Origin of the sequence: Petrotoga mexicana DSM 14811, assembly GCF_002895565.1 — a bacterium.
Lineage (GTDB): Bacteria > Thermotogota > Thermotogae > Petrotogales > Petrotogaceae > Petrotoga > Petrotoga mexicana.
The window spans coordinates 14,983-35,077 of the sequence record NZ_AZRN01000031.1 but is presented as its reverse complement, the minus strand read 5'-3'; the positions used below and the strand labels follow the sequence as shown (position 1 = coordinate 35,077).

Genomic DNA, 20,095 nt, shown 5'->3' with positions numbered 1-20,095 from the left:
AATCACCTATTTATAATATACCTGCATCTTTCCAAAAATCAGTCCACTGCTTCAAGCAACTTTCTACAGAAAGTTGTCCGAGCAATACCTGCTGCATCGTTTTTTCCTGGAATTCATTCCACTTTCCCCAGTTTTCATTATCCAAGGGGTACTGTGTAAATTGATAATGTTCGGGATCGTCAAACATCTTAGTCCAACCTTCGAAAATTTCTGAGCTGAAATACGAATCGTAAGTGTAAACTGATTGTAATACTGGTAAAGCACCATAACTTTTGCTCCAATAACCATTTATTTCAGCTGAAGCAACGAATTTAATGAATTTCCAAGCCAAATCCTTATGTTCTGAATATGTAGGAATTCCCCAGCCCACAAATCCGAAGGATGGATAAACATTTCCGCTTGTTCCTAAGGGAATTGGGGCAGTTTTATATTGGCCAGGCTGAAGCATTTCGTTTAGCATGCCAGTAGTGTCAGGGTCTTGAAATAATAGAGGCGTTATGCCAGAAACAAACGAATTAACTTGCTCATCCCATCCCCAATTTATTGAATCTTTTGGAGCTGTGTCTTTATACAAACTAACATAGAAATTTAACGCTTCTACAGCCCTTGGATCTTCAAAAATAATTTCACCAGATTTAGTTAAATACATATTGTTTGGATCTATGTCATCAAAGAATGAAGTGAAAACAATATCAATAAACGCTGTTGGATAACCCTTACCTCTAAATGCGAAACCATACTGATTTTTGCCCGATTCCGTTAATTTCTTTGATATTTCGTACAATTCAGGCATCGTTTTTGGATAGGTTTCAATCCCGTATTTTGCTAAAATATCTGGTCTGTAAAAGAGTGCTTTTACAAAAATGCCGTGAGGCAACAAATAAGGTATACCGTGGTAAATGCTGGCGGCTTCTAAAACCCCTTCGACCATGTCATCTTTTTCAGGCCATGCCTCGATGTAGGGCGTTAGATCTTCTAACTTCCCCATAGCAGCTAAAGCACTTAAATCCCAATCGCCTATCTCTATAATATCAAGCGGTTGTTCTGTACTTACCATTAAATTGATCTTTTGATAGGCTGTTTCGTATGGCGGTGAGATAACGTTAATTTTTACTCCTGGATTCAAAGTCTCGAACATTTGTACTATATTATTTAAGGTAGGAGTTCTGTAGGGGCTTGAAAAGGCTTCAATCAAATTCAAAGTTATAACTTCTTCAGAAAAAACGAACAAACTAACCATCAAAACACACATTAAAACAAGCAATTTTTTCATAAAACACACCCCCTAGTTTTATAAGTTTTGTTTAATTATATCATATTTGTAAAAAAATGAACATTTTAAAAAATAAACATGATATAATACAAAAAAACAATTATTGATAATAAAGTAATTACTTTATCCTATATTTAGATACTTCAAAAATAAAATTAGGGTGGGGAGTGGGGCAAAGGGGCGCTAAAACAAGTTTTAGAATTTCTAAAAACAGTATTTATTTCATAGTGAAAAGGAGGAGTTTTAATGAACTTATTTCTTAGATTAAATCCAAAACCTAAAAAGTTATTCTATGAAGGAGCAAATATTCACTTTGAAAGTTCAAAGCTTTCTATTTTCAAAAATCTTGAAGAAGAAAGTTTCATTAAGCTTTTCCCAAGTGAAGATTTTGTCTTTGTAAAAGACTCAGATAGTGCTGACTTAAAAATAGAAACTTTTATTTCCCCTACTGAAAAAGATTTAAATGAATTTATCAAAAGTAACGATATAGAGTTAAGCATTGATATTATGGATCTAGAAAGTTATTTAATGAAAGTGGAAGAAGAAAATAGAACGGTTAAAATCTTTTCTAAATCAAAGAAAGGTATTTTCTATGGGCTACAAACCCTAAGACAACTTGTTGATTTTGAGAATAAACTTCTGCCTGTAGTTGAAATATTCGATTCTCCTTCTTTTAAAATGAGAGGAATAATTGAAGGTTTTTATGGAGAACCATGGAGCCATCAAAACAGATTGGATATGATACATTTTTGTGGAACAAATAAAATGAATACCTATTGGTACGCTCCAAAAGACGATCCATATCACAGGGAAAAATGGCGAGAGGATTATCCGGAAGAAGAAATAGAAAAAATAGATGAGCTAATAAAAGTTTCAAAAGATAATTTTGTCGATTTTGTGTTTTGTGTAAGTCCTGGACTTAGCATGAAATTTAGTGATCAAAAAGAGTTTGATTTATTGTGCAAAAAATACTATGAAATTTTAAGTAAAGGTGTAAAAAAATTTGCTATTCTTTTCGATGATATCCCTGAAAAGTTGAATTACGAAGAAGATGAAAAAAAGTTCGAAGGGAATTATGGTTTAGCTCAGACATATATAGCAAACAAGTTATACGAATTTTTAAAGGGGAAAGATTCAGAGGTTAACTTGTACCTCTGTCCAACTGAATACTGGCAGGAAGAAGATTCGATGTACAGAAGGACGATGAAAGAGAACTTAAATCCTGAAATTCCTGTAATATGGACAGGGAAAGGTGTATGGTCAAAAAACGTAAGTAGAAAAAACGCAGATAAGATTTCAAGCCAGTTCGGTCATGATTTGATCTTGTGGGATAATTATCCAGTAAACGATGCAGATCAAGGAGAACTTTTCTTAGCTCCCTTAATGAACAGAGAAAATGACTTATGTATATCAAAAGTAAAAGGTATTATCTCAAATCCAATGAACCAGCCGTATGCATCGATGCTTGCAGAACAAACAATAGCAGATTATCTTTGGAACTCACAAGGCTACGATCCTTGGTGTTCATGGAACAAATCTATTTTTAATTTGGTGGGATCAGACTTATTTGAGGATATGAAATTATTCAGTGAAAATTTTTTAAAATCAAGAATTTTTGAGGAAACATCAATTAAGTTAAAAAGTCTAATAAAAGAATTCAAAAATGATCCCTTGAATAAAGGGGAAGAGCTAAAGGAGTACTTGGAGAGGTTGAGCAATCTTGATAGAAAATTGAAATACATGAAAAATGAAAAATTATATGAGGATATACATCCATGGTTAAAAAAGCTTTCCCAGCTTGCAGAAATAGCTAGTAAACTGTTTAGTTCTAGTGAAAAAGTTGAGATAAAAAACGAGGTAGATAAATTGGGATCTTATGTTGTTTGTGATGGTATTTTGGAAAAATTTATAAAAGATTTTGAAAGGCAGTGATGATTTGAAAGAAAAAGATATTGAATCTTTAAATGAAATTGTTTTATCAGGAGTAAATAATGTTTATACTGGAGCATCCATTTTAATAGGCAAAAATGAAAAGATATTGTATAAAAATACTTTCGGAAGAAAAAATGAAAACGAAAAACTTACTGAAGAAGATATCTTTGATTTAGCAAGTGTCACCAAAGTGGTTGGAACTGCAACCGCGGTTATGAGACTAATAGATGAAAAACAAATAAAATTGGAAGATAAAATTGGCAAATTCATAGAGGTAAGTAGACCAAAAAGCGAGGTTACAATCTTTGAATTATTAACTCATACTTCTGGAATGCGGGCTTATTCAAACCTATGGCAAAAGTATCGAGGAGAAGAGTTGCTTAAGCACATAATCAATATTCAACCCCAAGAAAACGTCCACAAGTGTTATGAATATTCTTGTTTAAATTTTATTACGCTTATGAAAATCGTTGAAGAAGTTACTCAAAAGCATTTCAAAGAGTATGTTGAAGATATTTTTAACGAAATAGGAATGGGAAACACTTGTTTCAATCCAAAGAATAAAGATAAAGTTGTATCCACATCTATCCGAGAAGGTAAAAGATTAAAGGGTGTGGTCGAGGATGAACTCGCCTACTATTTAGGTGGAGTGAGTGGTAACGCAGGTTTGTTTTCTAATGCCAGTGATTTAAGGATTTTCATAATTAGTTTGTTAAGTGGAGAAATAGTTTCAAAAGACACTTTAGATCTTTTTACCACTACTCTGGTAAAAAGAGGGGAAAATACTACCCATATAGCTTGGATGGCTCCACCTATTGCAGGATGTCAATACTCACTTGATAGTACAGGATTCGGTCACAATGGTTTTACAGGCACATCCATTTGGATTGGAAAAGATGGGTTGTTTTCAATATTTTTGACCAATTCTGTATATTACGATAGATTCTTAAAAAAACCCGAATTGAATGTGATAAGAAATAAGATAAATAATATAATTTTTCGAAAAGATCATTAATAAATGAACACTTTAGAAGTAAAAGGAGAAGATATTATGTTGGTGATAGGTTTAATGTCAGGGACATCAGTGGATGGTATAGATGCTGCACTAGTTGAAATATCAGAACAGGACGAACAAAAATTAAATGTTAAAGTTGTTAATTTTATAAACACACCATATAGTAAAAAAATGAGAGAAAAAATTTTAGAATGTTCTGACCCTGTAACTGGTAGCGTGGATAAAATCTGTAGATTGAATTTCGAGCTTGGAGAATTGTTTGCTCAAGCCGCCAAAGAAGCTGTTGAATTAAAAAACTTGAATATGCAAGATGTGAATTTAATAGGTTCCCATGGCCAAACTATATACCATTATGTGAGTGATGATTTTATTTCCACGCTTCAAATAGGTGAAGCTAGTGTAATAGCAGAAAGAACTCAAGTTACCACCGTTAGCAACTTTAGGGCGAGAGATATTGCAGCGGGTGGTCAAGGGGCACCACTTGTACCATATGTTGATTATATTTTGTTCAAAAGTGATGATTACAACAGGGTTATGCAAAATATTGGAGGAATAGGAAACTTCACCTATATACCAAAAAAATCTAAGTTGGAAGATATAAAAGGTACGGACACAGGCCCAGGGAACATGCTTATAGATGGCGTAGTTCAAATTCTAACCAACGGAGAACAAAGTTATGACAAAGATGGGAAAATTAGCGAAAAGGGTAAGATTTCTGAGACTCTTTTAGCTGATTTAATGGCTCATCCTTTTATAAAAAAAGAGCCCCCTAAAACCACAGGAAGAGAAGTTTTTGGGTTAAAGTACGCAAAAGAGATAATAAACAAAGGAAAAAGCATGAAATTAGACGACGAAGATATTGTTGCAACCGTAACAGCTTTTACCGCTAAATCGATTGTCTATGCTTACTTAAGATTTATAGGTATTAACATAGACCAAGTTATAATCTCTGGTGGTGGAAGTTATAATCCTACTTTGGTATCGATGATAATATATTATGCAAAAAAGATGATAGGCGAAAAAGTTACCGTGGTGGTGATGGAAGAGTTAGGTTTTTCAAGTGATGCTAAAGAAGCGGTAGCGTTTGCAGTATTAGCTTATCAAACTTACAAAGGGAGAAAAAATAATGTACCTCAAATTACTGGAGCCAAAAGGTTTGTTACCCTTGGTGAAGTAGCCCCCGTAGATAAAAATAAAAATGTTGACAAAACACCATTTTGATGATATAATCATTTTTGGATTTTGAAAGTTTTTAATTTTTTCCGGGTTAGCTCAACGGTAGAGCGGGTGGCTGTTAACCACTAGGTTGGGGGTTCGAATCCCTCACCCGGAGCCACCATAGTCGTATCATCCCCTCATGGCAGCGAATTAGTTCGCTGCTTTTTTTGTTTTTGTATCTAAATGGTATAATTGAAATGAATTATAGAATATGTAAAAAACTCAAATGAGGTGATACCAATTACACCCAAATTTTCGAAAACATTGAAAAAAGCAAAAATAGAATTTGACAAAATCCATCATTTTTTAGTAAGAGATCCTTTAGTGAAAGAAACCATGTTTACTTCAAGTTCAACGGTTTATTCTGTTTTAAGAACTATTAACTTGTTTTTTTCTTTTGTCGTATTTATCCCTATTATAGGAAGCATTTGGGATTTTAACTTACCGCATTTTTTAGGATACCTCTTAAGTGCCTTTGGAGTTTATTTAACTTGGATTTTTGAATGGGTGACAAAGTCTACGATTCTTGAAGAAATACGTACAGTAACAATAATTCAAATTTCTTTACATAGTGTATTTGGTATGTGGTATCAATTTTACGATTATTTTGAAATTTACGATTTTATTCTTCATTTTACAGGAGGTATTTGGCTTTCATTTCTTATATATCCGTTGGTGATGGGTTCTGAACTAATCTGGACTAAGATGAAAATGCCTTTTTTCTTTCTAAAAATATTTGTTGTTACCCTCTCTATTGTTATGACATTGGGCGTGTTTTGGGAAGTAGGAGAGTTTACTTCGGATCTAATCTTTAGAGATTATCCTGGATACAGATTAGCTCAAGAAGATAGCCTTTTTGATACAATGACGGATTTTATTGGAAACTTTATAGGAAGTTTAACGGGAATATATATTTTTTGGAACACTCTGAAAAGATTGAACAAAACTCGTGATATGGATTCCCTGCTAGAAAGAATCGGATCAGCTTTAAGAGATTATGTGAATTCTTTTTAAAAACGTTCATAGAAGGAGGAAAGTTCACATATGAAAAACCTAATATTAGTTAGGCACGCCAAAGCAGAAAAAAGATCTTCGGAAATTGATGATTTTGAAAGAAAGTTGACAAAAGTTGGTAAAAACGATTCTAGAGAAGTTGCAGAATATGTGGCTAAAATTTTAAATAAGGTTGATCTTTTGATTACCTCTCCTGCTTTAAGAGCGAAAGAAACCGCAGAAATCTTTGCAAAGTCTTTTAAATCAAAGCCAAAGGTAATAGAAGAAGAATTACTGTATGATGGAGAAGTAGAAGAGATAATTGAAAAAATCTCAAATATTACGAAAGGGTATAACAATGTAATGATATTTGGACACAATCCAACTTTTGACGAACTTGCAAAAAGATTAACTGGTGATGATTTGCATTTGAGAAAAGCGGGAGTAATTTGTATTGAAGGAGAATCATTCGATGATATTTTATCTGGAAAAGGAAAATTAAAATGGATGGTAGATCCGAAGTCACTAAGCTCTTAAACGATATTTCAGCCAATCCATGGATATTTTTAAAAGGTTACATCGAATATTTTGAAAAAATGAAAAACCGTCTCCTAAAAAACATTTCTTATGTTTTTGATGAAAAGGGGGAAGATAGTGTTCACGACATGAGAACATCGTGTAGAAGGATAGAAGCAAGTATAGATTTTTTGGAAGGATTTTCAAAACGTGAAAGCTCTAAGAAAGCTAAGAAAAAAGTAAATAAGATATTAAAAAAAAGCAATAAATCAAGAGATTATCAAGTTCACTTAGATTTTCTTAAGAAAATTGAAGAGCAAAATAATGAAATAATCGATTATTTCGAGAAAAAATACAGTAAAGAGAAAGAGAAGTTGAAAGGTTATTTAAGTTCTTTAAAAACCTCGGAGTTAGATCATCTACTAGAAAGTTGTTTGAGTTTCTTGGTGTTTGATTTTGTACAAAATTTTCAGATAAATGATCCTTATTTTGATAATCTTTATAAAAAAGAATTTAAAGAAGTTCATGAAGACTTTAAAAATACTGATAGAAGCGACGATAAAAAGCTTCATAAAATAAGGATAAAGATTAAAGACTTGCGTTATAAAACAGAGATATTGGGAGCATTGAAAGGTGAAACTTTACTTGAAGAAGACATGTTTAAGCAGATTCAAGATATTTTGGGGACTCATCATGATTTGATTATTTTAAAGAAAAAGTTGGTAAAAAAATTTCAAGAAGATAATATTAAAGCTTTATTAAAAGAAATTGATAAAGAAATAAACCAATTACAAGGGAAGATAGATGTTGGGGTGAGTGAGATTTTTGAAAAGTTATACGACAATATTTGTAGCGAAAAGGCTTAAATTTAAATCTTATAAAGAGGGGTGAAAAAATGAGCAATTGGATAGGGGTAGATATAGGGGGAACCAAAATACTTGGCGCCTTATTTGATGAGAAAGGTAACAAATTGAAGTCAGAGAAAAAGAGTTCCAAAAGTTCAAAAGGCAAAGAAAAAGTTGTCGAACAATTGAAGAAAGTTTTGGATTCTTTACTGAAGGAGAATAAAGATGTAAAAGGGATAGGAATAGGTGTACCAGGAGTTATAAAAGATGGAAAAATTACCTTTACTCCTAACATGCCTTTGAATGAATTTAATTTAGTCAATTTTGTTGAGAAGGAATACAATATCAAAACTATTATAGAAAACGATGCTAATGCGAGTATGTATGGGGAATGGAAGTTTGGTGCCGCTAAAGGAGTAAAAAACGCCGTAGGTTATTTTGTAGGAACAGGAATAGGTGGCGGTTTAATATTGAATGAATCATTATATAAAGGTTCGTTCAATTTCGCTGCTGAGATTGGGCACATGAATGTGTACCCTGAAGGCCCTCTTTGTGGTTGTAATCTTCGTGGTTGTTTGGAAAGTTTGTCTTCTAAAGTAGCTATCCAAAGAGAAATAGTTAGAAAAAAAGAGAGAGGCGAGAAAACCTTAATAAAAAGCAGTGATTTGAAAGGCATAGTGAAAAGTTCTACTTTGAAAGCTGCTTATGATCAAGGGGACGATCTTGTTAGAGGGATATTGAATGATGCCGCAAGATATATAGGAATAAATGCCGGTTCCATTATTAATTTACTAAATCCTGAAGTTATCGTTTTAGGAGGGGGAGTAATGGAGGCATTAGGGGAACAATTGATGCCTATAGTAGTTGAAACAGCCAAGCAGTACTCTATACCTCATATCTTTGAGTGTTGTGAGTTTAAATTATCTCAATTGCTGGATGATGCATGCTTGTATGGGGCTTTTTCACTTGTTAAAGAAAAAGTAGGTGTATAACAATGGTCGCAGGTGTTATAAACATAGGAACAGAAAATATATCTTTTGATATTGCTCAGAACGATCAAGATGATATCGATATAATAGAAAGTTTGGATTATCCCTTATTCTTAGGAAGAGATACCTTCACAACAGGAAGGATATCTTTTGAAAAAGTAGAGATCCTAAGTCAAAAACTTTTAGGATTCAAAAGGGTTGCAGAGGAATATGGAGCTAATAAATTGAAAGTAGTAGGTACCACCGCTTTGAGAGAAGCAGAAAATTTAGATTTTATTTTGGATCAGATCGAAACAAGAACAGGTTTTACTATCGACGTTTTAGATGATTACGAAGAGAAATCACATATCTACATGGAATTGATAAGGAACTTTGAAAAATATAAAAAGTACAAAAGGGATGATGTTTTATTTGTTTACATAGGAACGGGAAGCATGGGTTTAGCAACGTATTCTAAGGGTTTGATTGATAGTTCTCAAAATATAAAAATAGGTTCTGTTAAAGTTTCAGAGATGCTCAGAGATTTGGAAGAAAACACATTACACTATAGTAATTTAATCAGAGAGTATTTAAACACATTTTATCAGCCTATAAATGTTTGGCTTATTAATAAAAAGATCAAAACCTTTGTAACTTGTGGCAATGAAATTGAGTTTTTAGCTGGACTTTTGGGAAAAAATGAAGAAGAAGTATTAAACATTCCCCAAGAGGAGTTCGATAAACTTTTTCAGAATTTGAAATCAAAGAATGCCACCGAATTATCTAGAGAATACGATATTTCTGAAAGTAAAGCGAATTCGTTGTTATCAGCTTTAGCTTTTTATCGATTACTTTTAGAAGTATCGGGAGCTGAAAATATTTTAGTTTTTCCGAAGGTTAATTTAAGTAGGAGCTTGTTATTTCAACGGTTGTTGAGCAGAAAATATAGAAGATTTTTTAATTTATTGGAAAAGAGTACAATTATCTCTTCTAGAAATATAGGTAAAAGATATTTCTATGAGGAGACTCACAGTCAAACGGTAGAAAAATATGCGATAAAATTATTTGATGTTTTAGAACCGATTCATCAGTTAAGCAAAAGACATAGACTCCTTTTGCAAGTGGCTGCTATTTTACACGATATTGGAAAATATGTAAATATTAAAAAACATTATTTGCATTCGTATAACATAATTAAAGGCTCAGAGATCATAGGTTTAACTTCTAGAGAGTTAGACATTGTATCAAGGATCGCTTACTTCCACAGTGCTCAAGATTTGGAGATTGATGATTATTCATCACAATTGGAAAACATACCGGATAAGATTTTGATAACAAAGATGCTTGCCATATTGAGGCTTGCAGATGCCTTAGATGTCGCTCATGAGAGCAAATTGGGAGATATTGAAGTTAATTTAGAGGGTAATCATCTGATTATAACTACTCATACACCAAAGGAAACTTTGTTAGAAGAGTGGGCATTGAAAAGGAAGGATAATTTCTTTTTGGAAGTTTTTGGAATACTTCCAGAGTTATTGAAAAAATTATAAAGGGATGAGATTTATGGCAAAAACTAGTAGCAACAGAAGAAAAGAAAAGAAAATAGATTTGAACGATTACAAATATTATAATAATAGAGAGCTAAGTTGGTTGGACTTTAATTTTAGAGTATTAGAGGAAGCCTATGATACAACAAACCCTCTTTTAGAAAGAGTCAAATTTCTTTCCATAACCTCATCCAATCTTGAAGAGTTTTTCATGATAAGGGTAGCTGGCTTGGAAGAACAACTTCAAGCTGGTTTCGGTGGAATGGATATTTCTGGCTTAACACCTAGAGATCAATTAATGAAGATCTCACAAAAAACACATGAAATGGTGGAAATGCAATATAAATGTTTAGAAAGTGAGCTACTACCTTCTTTAGGAAAGGAGAACATCAAAGTTCTCAAAGTTAATGAGATTGATGAAGAAAAAAAGGAGTTTTTAGATAATTATTTTCAAACGACGGTTTTTCCCGTAGTAACTCCCATGGCTGTCGATCAAAGTAGACCATTTCCGATATTACCTGGTAGCGGCATAAATCTAGTTGTGGAGTTAGAAGATGAAAAAGAGGAAAGGTTATATGCTTTTATACCCTTACCAACGATTTTTCCAAGATTTATAAATATTCCCTGCACGGATGGCACATGTTTATTTTTAACTGAAGATCTTTTAAAAATGCATTCTGATTTATTTTTTAGCGGATACAAAGTAATTGAGATTTCTGAGTTTAGAATCACACGTGATGGAGACCTTTCTATTGACGAAGATGATGCCAGAGATTTGTTAATTGAGATAGAAAGTTCACTTAAAGAAAGAAAAACAGGTTTTCCTGTCAAATTAGAAATATCCAAAAATATGGGAAAGAACCTGAGGAATTTCCTTGTAAATGCACTAAATTTAAGAAGTGATAATATTTATGAGATTTCCAATCTTTTAGATTTGAGTTCTCTTATGGAAATTGCTAATTTAGAAGGGTATGAGCATTTAAAATTTGAGTATTATTCTCCCCAACCTTCCCCAAGCTTTTATGGCAAAGAGGATATCTTTAAGGTACTTAGGGAAAAAGATGTTCTTTTACACCGCCCTTATGAGTCTTTTGAGCATGTGATAGATTTTTTAAGGCAGGCGGCAGAAGATCCTCAAGTGTTGGCAATCAAACAAACTTTGTACCGAGTTGGGAAAACATCTCCAATCATAGATTATCTTATTAAAGCAGCAGAGAACGGCAAGCAAGTTACCGTTGTGGTAGAAGTCAAAGCCAGATTTGATGAAGAAAATAATATCCAATGGGCTAAGGAGTTGGAAAAAGCGGGTTGCCACGTTGTTTATGGGCTTGTCGGATTAAAAGTACATGCAAAACTATTGTTGATTGTTAGAAGAGAAGAAAGTGGGATCAAGAGATACGTTCATATGAGTACAGGGAATTACAATTACATAACTGCAAAATTATATGAAGATATAGATTTTTTTACTTGTAAGGAAAGTTATGCTCAAGATGTATCAGCACTGTTCAACATCTTAACGGGTTATTCAAAACCTCCAACATGGAAAAAATTAGGAGTTGCCCCTACAAGTTTAAGGGAAACTTTTTTACGATGGATTGATAATGAAATAGATGCAGTTAAAAAAGGTGGAAAAGGGAGAATAATAATAAAAGTTAATTCCTTACTAGATGTATCTATAATAAAAGCTTTATATAAGGCATCCATGGCCGGTGTAAAGGTTAACTTGATCGTTAGAGGGATATGTGCTTTAAAAGTAGGAATAAAAGGTGTTAGTGAAGGTATAACGGTTAGAAGTATAGTGGGAAGGTATTTAGAACATAGTAGAATATATTATTTTGAAAATAATGGATTACCTAAATTATTTATATCAAGTGCCGATCTAATGCCTAGAAATCTGGATAGGAGAGTTGAATCTTTGATACCAATAGAGCAGGAAGATTTGAAGCAGCGATTGATATATGTATTGAACCTTTATCTAAAAGATAATTTCAAAGCAAGAGAGTTACAACCGAATGGAGAGTATAAAAGACCAACGGAGAAAAAGTCAAAATTGTTTATAGTTCAAGATGAGCTGATGAAGGAAGCAAAGAAAAAGTTTAGAAAATTTATAAAAAAGCAAGAAGTCGACAAGTTTAACTTTCCAAAATTAAAATAAAAAAGGGCTAAAAGCCCTTTTTAATGTATAAAAAACACTCTAGCTTCTCCCGGATTGATTGTTACTCTTAAATGTGCATCCTGAACGTTCCAAGAGCTTTCTCCTCTTCTGTAATTTTCCAATTTTGTTTGTATGTTATGATCACTTTTCCAGGTATAATATCCAAGGTCTATATCGAAGAAATAAGGATTTTTAAAGTTGGTATTGATAGCTATTACAACTCCTTTTTCTCCGTTCCACCAAAACATTGCACTTGCATCATCAGAAAAATCAATAAAATGGTAATTGTTAGGATTTTTCAAAAGATCTTTGACTTCCTCTTTTAGTGTGCCTAGTAAGGAAAGTAATTTCACCATATGATGGTCTGTATCCCAGTGCAATACATACCAATCAAAGAATGCGAGTTTGCCATAAAATTGATCTGTTGAAGGTAAATTTTTAAATCTTTCTTCCACAGGATCTTCTACATCTAGGCCTGTGTTCATAGGTTGAGGTTCAAAAAGCTCATATCCAGAGTTTATGAATGTTATTCCGTTTGGCATGAAAGTATTTACCACCGCTGTTAATTTTGAGAAAGTTTCTTTACCTTCTCTTGTAACCGCTCTTGGGGTATCTGGTGTCTCTGCCGTAGCAAATGTAGGTAAAGATATTTTTGGTGCTATTTCTGAAATGAATTTTTTGAACCAGCCTTCTTTTATTCTTGGCTCAGCCCACCATGAATTTCCCAAAATTCCATCGTAGCCACTTTTTTTAGCTTTTATATGATTGTCCATACTCAATTCTTCCGCTATTATTACAAAGGCAGGGTCGTATTCTTTCGCCCTTTTTATAATTTCATGTTCAAGTTCATCAGGTAGAGCATGGCCCATGTCCAACCTAGCACCATCTATACCGAAATTTTTTTGATAGAATGGGATAATATTTGCTATTAAGTTCCAAAGTTCGGTATTCTTTTCTTTCCCTGGGAACAAACTCGATTTAACCACGTCAAAGAGCACATAAGGAGGTTGATTTGCCCCATCTATATAGTTTAGGGCTTCTTCTGGATGAGAAAGATAGAGTCTTAAGAAAGTAACATCTTCCCATGCTGGTTGGGGATCATTTATCCAATCTGAAAATCCTGGAACGGTAATTACTTTAAACTCTTTTGCTATCTCATCCAAAAAATCTGGGTTATTTTTATTTCTTTTTATAAAATTCTCCCATTTTTGTGGCTCCTGAGTTTTTGGATCCCATCTGAATTTTTTAAGATGATTTTTGACTTGTTCGTCATTGTACACAATTTTTAAATTTTCTTTGCTTGGTTGAACAAATCCAAGCTCTTTAACTGTAGGAGGAGCAAAACCGTTCATTTCGTCTATATCTATCCAATAGAACCAATCGGGATGTTCCAAAATAAGATCGTTGTCCCTGGCTCCTGTTCTTGGTACAAAGTCTAACAATACCCTCATTCCAGCCATATGAGCTGCTTCAACAAAAGCTCCGAATTCTTGATTAGGGGTAAATTCATTTCCCAAAAGAGTATCGTGATAATCTTTTTCTACGGAGAAGAAATTCTTAACTGCGTATGGTGAACCTACTTCACCTTTTTTAAATTTGTTGCTGGCTTGAGTTATTGGAAGTAAATATATACTATCGACGTTATAAGTAGCAAAATAGGGTATTAACATCAACATTTTTAGGAAAGTACCTGATTCAGTGTAACCTTTTTCGTCTATCGGAACGAATAAAGTGGTTTGATCATGAACATATGCAGCCGTAGCTCGTACATGAGCTGAATAAAGTATGCTAGTTTTGATCCAATCCGGTTCTTTAATATTTTTAATAAAAGAAAGAGGCTTGCTGTAATCCACGTCTTTTGCAGAATTTTTTGATAGATTATCGATTATATTGGATATAAACTCATAGGGATTAACAAAAAACTTTCTCCCTGCTAGTTTAACTTTACCAGTATAATTAGGTGGCATCCATCTTTTCGGTATTGCGTAATCGTCTTTCCCCTGTGAAATTTTACTTTGTAGGTATTTATTAATTTCATATAGAATGGGCATCTTTTACTTCCCTCCTCATATAAAAATTGGCGGAGGCGGTGGGACTCGAACCCACAAGGGGATAAACCCCACCGGTTTTCGAGACCGGCCCCTTAGCCAATTCGGTGCACGCCTCCACAAGTTATTGTTAACTATTTAAATATTTATTCAATAAGGTTCAAACCTTTTAGATACTTTCTGGTAAAAATTTCTGGTTCTAAACCTTCAAAATCCACTGAGTAGTTCAGCCTTATAATTATATCTTTATTTAAAGACAATGTCAATGGTTTTGAAATTCCTTGATTGACCATTCAATTTTTGCTCCTTCAGTGAATCCGTATCGATCAAAGAAACCTGCTTTTACTTCTAAAGCAAACTTGAAAGGTTTGTAAATTATGTAAATAGGGCAGGTTGATTCTTCACAAGGTTTCATGTTTTGTATATCTAATATTGTTCCACTGCTATCTATAAAAGCGATGTCGAGTTCAACAAAGGTGTTTTTCATCCAAAAGCCTCTTATTCCAGGGGTTGGAAATACAAAAAGCATTCCATAATCTTCCGGAATATCTTCTTTGTACATCAAACCAAATTCTCTTAATTCGTTCGTATTAGCAATTTCAATAGGAATCGTTACAATACTTCCCTCTTGCGAAATGGTTAGAGTCCCTTTTGGAAATTCCGGTATATTTATCGATTGACTAAATAAATTGGTGAAGAAAATTATCGAAATTAAAAGGATGAAAGCAATTTTCTGCATAATTTTTAACTCCATTATAATAAATTAGGCTTCGAACTTTTTGTCGAAGCCTATTTAAATTTCTTTCATCTTTTGATAGAATTCATAATTTCATTTAAATCTGGTTGATCTCTTAATTCGTAAACTTTTACAAATTCAATTTTTCCTTCTTCGTCGATTAAAAAATTCGCTCTTTTGGAAAAACCGTTTTCTTCATCGAATATACCATATTTTCTAGCAACTTCTCCATGGGGCCAAAAATCTGACAAAAGTTTAAGTTTGTTGATTTTCATACTTTGAGCCCATGCTTTTTTTGAAGGTGATGAATCAACACTGATTCCTAAAGGTACAACGTTGAGTTTTTCTAATTCGTTGTATTTTAAATCTAAGTTTTTCATCTGTGTTTCGCAAACCCCAGTCCAAGCTAGAGGGTGGAAGGAAAGCAGAACCTTTTTTCCTTTAAAGCCAGATAAAGAAATTTCATCACCATTTTGATCTTTCAATTTAAAATTGGGAGCCGCGTCTCCAACTTTCAATGCCATGGTATCACCTCTTATCTCATTGAGTTTATGAAACTTTCTAATTTGTTTAAATCTATGCTTCTTTTAAAAAGTGGATCTTTGTTTTGCTTATAAATAGTCAATTGCTCTTCAAAAGTTGGTTTTCCCTTTTCTTCATATATTATACCTAAAGGAATTTTGTCCTCTTGGAAAGCTATTTGTAGAGCTTGCATTTTATCTGATGGATCGTAATCTTCCCCTAATTTGTAAGTATGTTCATTAAACCAGGCGTAAGTGTTTATTTTATTGAACGTCACACATGGTTGGAACAAATCAATTAGAGCATAGCCATTATGTCTAATAGCTTTTTTAATAATTTCTTTCGTGTTTTGCATATCTCCCACAAAAGCCCGTGCTACAAATGTGGCTCCATTGGCTATAGCAACGGCAATAGGATTGAAGGGGTTAAGTATTACTCCGTTTACTTGAACAGGGGTGACCATTCCCTGTTGTGAAGTAGGAGAAGCCTGGCCTTTCGTCAGTCCATAAACCCTATTATCATGAACTATGTTTGTTATGTTAATGTTTCTTCTCATATTGTGGATAAAGTGGTTGCCGCCTTCACCGTACATGTCTCCATCTCCACTTTCAGCTACTACGTATAAATCTGGATTAGTCGCTTTTATGGCAAAGGCAACGGGTAAAGTCCTACCATGAAGACCATTAAAAGCGTTGTTTTTAAAGTAATGAGGGATTTTCGCTGCTTGTCCTATTCCTGAAACGAGTACAAAATTGTTGGGAGTTATTTCTTCCATTTCTTCCAGAGCCTTTTTTAATATATTCAGTATTCCAAAATTTCCACAGCCTGGGCACCAAGCAATGTCTAATTCTTTTTCATTTTCTAGACTAAACATATTTTTTCTTTCTATCATTGTAATTCCTCCCTTATCTTAGCGGTTAGCTCTTCAACTGAAAATGGCATTCCATTGAATTTTAATATCTTACTATCTATTTTTATGCCAGTTTCTGCTCTTATTAACTTTGCAAATTGACCTGTGGCATTATTTTCAACATCGATTATTTTTTCTGCCTTCTCTAAAAATTCAACCGCATTTTCCGGGATGGGATAAACTTGGCTAAAATGAAGCATAGCAAGATCCTTGTTATTTATATTTTCTAGAGCTTCTTTGACGACATTATAATTTGAACCCCAACATACGACGAGATATTTGTAGTTATCATTTCCAAAGAATTCAGGAGAAATAAAATCCTCCTTTAAAGCCTCAAATTTTTTGAGTCTTTTTTCCACCATTTTAATTCGGATATCCAAATCTTCCGTTATATGACCTTCCTCGTCATGTTCATCACTATCTACAACAACTAATCCATTACCATAGTTAGGTATACCTCTTGGTGAAACTCCGTTTTTTGCTTTCGAAAGATCATATCTTTTATAATCTTCAGTAGTTTCTACAAAATATTTTTTATTTTCAATTTTGGAAAGGTCCAACTTTTTAACGTTATAATACGAATCAACAAAAAATTGATCTGTCAAAATGAATACGGGGATTTGATATTTATCCGCAATATTAAAAGCCTTTTGAGTTAAATAGAAAGCTTGTTCAAGGCTACCAGGAGAGAAAACCAACCTTGGGAATTCGCCATGTCCAGCGTGTATAACAAGGTTCAAGCCTTCCTGAGCGGTTCTTGTCGGTAAACCTGTTGCAGGAGCAGGCCTTTGGGCTAAGTGAATTACTAACGGGGATTCGATCATCCCAGCTAGAGAAAGTCCTTCTTCCATTAAAGCAAATCCTCCGTCAGAAGTGGTCACCATTGATCTTGCTCCTGCGTACCATCCACCTATTGCCATATTGATTGCGGCTATTTCATCTTCGGCTTGTTCGACTAAAATATCGAAATTTTTTGAAAAATTGGCTAAATCAACTAGAACTCCCGATCCAGGTGTCATTGGATATGAAAAAATTGAATCACAATTGCCTGCTAACGCTCCAAGAGCTACCGCGTCGGTTCCGCTAATTAATAAATCGTCTTTTAAAGATTCGTTTGCAGAGATCTCTATTTTTATCTCTCCACTTTCAGAAAAGTCTTTACCTAATTTGTAACCTTCAGAAGCGGCTTTTATGTTATCGGAAACAATTTTTTCTCCCTTATCTCCAAATCTTTCTTTTAGATACTCTTCTATAGTCTTTATGTTTGTTTTGAAAAGACCCAAAATTACACCAACAGCAACTATATTTGCATATATTTCGTTACCTATTTCTTTCGCAATAGAAAGGATGGGGACGTTGAAAAGATTTTTATTTTCTAATTTTAAAAAATCGTTATCTGCTATGATCAGAGTATCTTCGGTCACTCTGTCTCCAAGATGTTCAACAGAACTTTTTGTAAGAGGTATGAGTATATCTATTTTGTCGACGTAACTTTTTACAGGTTTAGAGCTTACCCTTATTTCAGTTGAATTACTTCCACCTCTAATCCTAGACATGTACTCTTTTGTGGCAAATACGTAATAACCTTCCCTTTTGAGAATAAATGTTAACAATCCTTCTATCGTTTGAATCCCTTGACCGGCTTCACCAGATAAGACGATTGATACATCTTCTTTGATAGTTTTATTCATTCGGATTCCTCCTAAGATTTTGTTTTCTACTTACTCAATTATATCAGACAAAATAAGTCAAAAATGAAATGGAATGTAAAAATTTTAAATAATTTTATAATTTTTGATTATGAAATTATAAAAATGATTTCCAGCCATTTTCGTTTAATTTAAATTCTACAAATTCACCTTGAAAATTGTAATTTACTTCCTCTGGAAGTACTATTGTTTCATAGCTTTTTAAGTTAACATATACGCCAAACCCTTTTTTATTTTGGTTGGCAAATCTGGAAAAGCTAAAGTATTTGGTACACAATCCTTCGGTCTTCCTTGAAATAGAATAACTGGTGTGAATGTTGTTGAGAACTTTTTTAGATTTATCAACATGGATTTCTCGAGGTCTTCCCCAGTCGTATAATCTATAAGTTAAATCTGAACTTTGCTGTATTTCAAGTAAAAGGCTATTAGGGCCTAAGGTATGAACGGTTCCCGCAGGTATGAATATGGAATCGAATTTGTTCATTTCATAACTTTCTAGTACATCATCCCATCGATTATCATCAAAAGCTTGCAGGATATATTTATTATTATTTGAAACTTTGATTTGCCCCTTATCTTTAAGAAAGTACCATGCTTCTGATTTCCCCCATGGTTCGTTTTCTAATTGTTTTGCCATTGTATCATCCGGGTGTAATTGTATGGAAAGCCAGGATGAGGTAGCAATTAATTTTAACAACAAAGGAAATTTTGGGAAAAGTTCACTGGCTTTCCCATATTCTCTTTGGCTATTTTTCCCATACAGGACAGTTTCGTATTCATCTAGAGGGGAATATAACCAGACTTCACCTATTGGTTGATTTTTTTCATAGTTGAAAATTCTATTCAACTCGCTACTTCCCCAAATTTTCTCACTAAAAATTGGTTTTGAAAAAAGCGGCTCCGATATCTGCATGTTTACCTCCTGTTAAATTTTTTTAATTCATTTTCTAAAATACTAAGTCTTAATAATATTTTATCTTGATATGCTTCTGAACCACCGTTGTAAATACTATAGGCATCTTCTTCTCCGTAACGTAATTTGATATCGTATAAGTATAAGATAGAAGTCATTAATTGCACATCAGGTCTTTCTTTTATGATATCCCAATACCAAGATTCAAAGAAATTAATTCTTTGATAAAATTCAGGATAATTATGTTTTAAATACCAATAAGTAGGAGCTTGTATCTGAAAATATCCCAAACTTTCCCCATTATCTCCTTTTATGTTTTCAAAATTCGTTTCTACTATTCCAATTGCTAGTAATTCGATCGGATAAACATATTCAGTTACATAGGGAAATTCTTTATATAATATTTCAAAAACTTTGACGAATTCTTTTATTGTTGTTTTGTCCAAAGCATAGTTATTTTTTAAGTACTCTTCAAAAAAAATGATTTGCTTTTTGTAGTTCGGGGATTTAAAAACTAAAAAAACAATTATTATACATATTATTAAAATTAAAGAAAGTATAAATAGATACTTCAGATTTCTATTTGCTAAGAATTGTTTCATTTGACGCTCCTTATGGGATCGTTGCATATTATAATAATTATACCATCTTTAATTATACTATCTTTTCCTCAAAACACTTAATCAAAATTTAATAAAAATCAGTCATTCTGTTTATTAACATTTTAAAAAAACCACACAATCTTTTCTCACAAATAATATAATAATTCTTGAATTATGTTAAAATATTGAATGC

At 33.2% G+C, this 20,095-nt stretch carries 18 protein-coding genes and 2 tRNA genes; 10 read left to right on the top strand and 10 right to left on the bottom strand.

The features are described from left to right. Positions 1–10: 10 nt before the first annotated feature. Positions 11–1,273: an ABC transporter substrate-binding protein gene (locus X927_RS06710; RefSeq protein ID WP_103077324.1), complete on the bottom strand. Its 1,263-nt coding sequence runs from the start codon at positions 1,271–1,273 to the stop codon at positions 11–13. A 246-nt stretch (positions 1,274–1,519) separates the two neighbouring features. Here X927_RS06710 and X927_RS06705 point away from each other — a divergent pair, with 246 nt between their 5' ends. From X927_RS06705 to X927_RS06660, 10 genes are all read left to right on the top strand, one after another. Further along, the gene (locus tag X927_RS06705) at positions 1,520–3,205 is read left to right on the top strand and encodes a protein O-GlcNAcase (RefSeq protein WP_103077323.1); all 1,686 of its coding nucleotides are present in this window, start codon (positions 1,520–1,522) and stop codon (positions 3,203–3,205) included. Positions 3,206–3,209: 4 nt separating this feature from the next. Continuing rightward, positions 3,210–4,220, top strand: coding sequence for a serine hydrolase domain-containing protein (locus X927_RS06700; protein WP_169925180.1), 1,011 nt, complete (start codon positions 3,210–3,212; stop codon positions 4,218–4,220). A gap of 3 nt (positions 4,221–4,223) precedes the next feature. Continuing rightward, positions 4,224–5,441: an anhydro-N-acetylmuramic acid kinase gene (locus X927_RS06695; protein ID WP_103077321.1), complete on the top strand. Its 1,218-nt coding sequence runs from the start codon at positions 4,224–4,226 to the stop codon at positions 5,439–5,441. A gap of 40 nt (positions 5,442–5,481) precedes the next feature. Then, positions 5,482–5,556, top strand: a tRNA-Asn gene (locus tag X927_RS06690). A 206-nt stretch (positions 5,557–5,762) separates the two neighbouring features. Continuing rightward, positions 5,763–6,452, top strand: coding sequence for a DUF2238 domain-containing protein (locus X927_RS06685; RefSeq protein WP_245855495.1), 690 nt, complete (start codon positions 5,763–5,765; stop codon positions 6,450–6,452). Positions 6,453–6,482: 30 nt separating this feature from the next. After that, positions 6,483–6,968: a phosphohistidine phosphatase SixA gene (gene sixA / locus X927_RS06680; RefSeq protein WP_103077319.1), complete on the top strand. Its 486-nt coding sequence runs from the start codon at positions 6,483–6,485 to the stop codon at positions 6,966–6,968. Further along, the gene (locus tag X927_RS06675) at positions 6,935–7,813 is read left to right on the top strand and encodes a CHAD domain-containing protein (protein WP_103077318.1); all 879 of its coding nucleotides are present in this window, start codon (positions 6,935–6,937) and stop codon (positions 7,811–7,813) included. The genes sixA and X927_RS06675 overlap by 34 nt, the downstream gene beginning before the upstream one ends. A 29-nt stretch (positions 7,814–7,842) precedes the next feature. Continuing rightward, positions 7,843–8,784 (top strand): ROK family protein, encoded by a 942-nt coding sequence (locus tag X927_RS06670; protein ID WP_103077317.1) that lies wholly within the window; start codon positions 7,843–7,845, stop codon positions 8,782–8,784. A 2-nt stretch (positions 8,785–8,786) separates the two neighbouring features. Next, complete coding sequence (locus tag X927_RS06665) at positions 8,787–10,310, top strand: Ppx/GppA phosphatase family protein (RefSeq protein ID WP_103077316.1); 1,524 nt, start codon at positions 8,787–8,789, stop codon at positions 10,308–10,310. Positions 10,311–10,323: 13 nt separating this feature from the next. Next, a complete protein-coding gene (locus tag X927_RS06660; RefSeq protein WP_103077315.1) occupies positions 10,324–12,462 on the top strand; it encodes an RNA degradosome polyphosphate kinase in 2,139 nt (712 codons plus the stop codon). Positions 12,463–12,482: 20 nt separating this feature from the next. Here X927_RS06660 and X927_RS06655 read toward each other — a convergent pair whose 3' ends face one another. The 9 genes from X927_RS06655 to X927_RS06615 form a co-directional block, all read right to left on the bottom strand. Beyond that, entirely contained in the window at positions 12,483–14,513 is a 2,031-nt protein-coding gene (locus X927_RS06655; RefSeq protein WP_103077314.1) for an alpha-amylase family protein, read from the bottom strand. A gap of 27 nt (positions 14,514–14,540) precedes the next feature. After that, positions 14,541–14,629: transfer RNA gene (locus X927_RS06650), tRNA-Ser, on the bottom strand. Positions 14,630–14,656: 27 nt separating this feature from the next. Then, entirely contained in the window at positions 14,657–14,803 is a 147-nt protein-coding gene (locus X927_RS06645; protein WP_211287831.1) for a hypothetical protein, read from the bottom strand. Beyond that, on the bottom strand, positions 14,773–15,249 hold the full coding sequence (locus X927_RS06640; protein WP_103077313.1) for a DUF192 domain-containing protein: 477 nt from the start codon (positions 15,247–15,249) through the stop codon (positions 14,773–14,775). The genes X927_RS06645 and X927_RS06640 overlap by 31 nt, the downstream gene beginning before the upstream one ends. A gap of 65 nt (positions 15,250–15,314) precedes the next feature. Next, entirely contained in the window at positions 15,315–15,770 is a 456-nt protein-coding gene (locus X927_RS06635; protein WP_211287830.1) for a peroxiredoxin, read from the bottom strand. 11 nt (positions 15,771–15,781) lie between these two features. Next, the gene (locus X927_RS06630; protein ID WP_103077312.1) at positions 15,782–16,660 is read right to left on the bottom strand and encodes a thiamine pyrophosphate-dependent enzyme; all 879 of its coding nucleotides are present in this window, start codon (positions 16,658–16,660) and stop codon (positions 15,782–15,784) included. Beyond that, positions 16,657–18,369: a 2-oxoacid:acceptor oxidoreductase subunit alpha gene (locus X927_RS06625; protein ID WP_103077311.1), complete on the bottom strand. Its 1,713-nt coding sequence runs from the start codon at positions 18,367–18,369 to the stop codon at positions 16,657–16,659. Before X927_RS06625 ends, X927_RS06630 begins: the two co-directional genes overlap by 4 nt. A 115-nt stretch (positions 18,370–18,484) precedes the next feature. Continuing rightward, a complete protein-coding gene (locus X927_RS06620; RefSeq protein WP_103077310.1) occupies positions 18,485–19,300 on the bottom strand; it encodes a type I phosphomannose isomerase catalytic subunit in 816 nt (271 codons plus the stop codon). Positions 19,301–19,302: 2 nt separating this feature from the next. Then, positions 19,303–19,902: a hypothetical protein gene (locus X927_RS06615; protein ID WP_103077309.1), complete on the bottom strand. Its 600-nt coding sequence runs from the start codon at positions 19,900–19,902 to the stop codon at positions 19,303–19,305. Positions 19,903–20,095 lie beyond the last annotated feature (193 nt).

What these genes read in the sequence shown, in the direction of transcription:
- X927_RS06665 (WP_103077316.1), top strand. Translation starts at nt 8,787, where the DNA reads ATGGTCGCAGGTGTTATAAACATAGGAACAGAAAATATATCTTTTGAT.
- X927_RS06620 (WP_103077310.1), bottom strand. Translation starts at nt 19,300, where the DNA reads ATGCAGATATCGGAGCCGCTTTTTTCAAAACCAATTTTTAGTGAGAAA.
- X927_RS06695 (WP_103077321.1), top strand. Translation starts at nt 4,224, where the DNA reads ATGAACACTTTAGAAGTAAAAGGAGAAGATATTATGTTGGTGATAGGT.
- X927_RS06645 (WP_211287831.1), bottom strand. Translation starts at nt 14,803, where the DNA reads ATGGTCAATCAAGGAATTTCAAAACCATTGACATTGTCTTTAAATAAA.
- X927_RS06640 (WP_103077313.1), bottom strand. Translation starts at nt 15,249, where the DNA reads ATGCAGAAAATTGCTTTCATCCTTTTAATTTCGATAATTTTCTTCACC.
- X927_RS06630 (WP_103077312.1), bottom strand. Translation starts at nt 16,660, where the DNA reads ATGATAGAAAGAAAAAATATGTTTAGTCTAGAAAATGAAAAAGAATTA.
- X927_RS06675 (WP_103077318.1), top strand. Translation starts at nt 6,935, where the DNA reads ATGGATGGTAGATCCGAAGTCACTAAGCTCTTAAACGATATTTCAGCC.
- X927_RS06670 (WP_103077317.1), top strand. Translation starts at nt 7,843, where the DNA reads ATGAGCAATTGGATAGGGGTAGATATAGGGGGAACCAAAATACTTGGC.
- X927_RS06660 (WP_103077315.1), top strand. Translation starts at nt 10,324, where the DNA reads ATGGCAAAAACTAGTAGCAACAGAAGAAAAGAAAAGAAAATAGATTTG.
- X927_RS06635 (WP_211287830.1), bottom strand. Translation starts at nt 15,770, where the DNA reads ATGGCATTGAAAGTTGGAGACGCGGCTCCCAATTTTAAATTGAAAGAT.
- X927_RS06625 (WP_103077311.1), bottom strand. Translation starts at nt 18,369, where the DNA reads ATGAATAAAACTATCAAAGAAGATGTATCAATCGTCTTATCTGGTGAA.
- X927_RS06705 (WP_103077323.1), top strand. Translation starts at nt 1,520, where the DNA reads ATGAACTTATTTCTTAGATTAAATCCAAAACCTAAAAAGTTATTCTAT.
- X927_RS06615 (WP_103077309.1), bottom strand. Translation starts at nt 19,902, where the DNA reads ATGAAACAATTCTTAGCAAATAGAAATCTGAAGTATCTATTTATACTT.
- X927_RS06710 (WP_103077324.1), bottom strand. Translation starts at nt 1,273, where the DNA reads ATGAAAAAATTGCTTGTTTTAATGTGTGTTTTGATGGTTAGTTTGTTC.
- sixA (WP_103077319.1), top strand. Translation starts at nt 6,483, where the DNA reads ATGAAAAACCTAATATTAGTTAGGCACGCCAAAGCAGAAAAAAGATCT.
- X927_RS06655 (WP_103077314.1), bottom strand. Translation starts at nt 14,513, where the DNA reads ATGCCCATTCTATATGAAATTAATAAATACCTACAAAGTAAAATTTCA.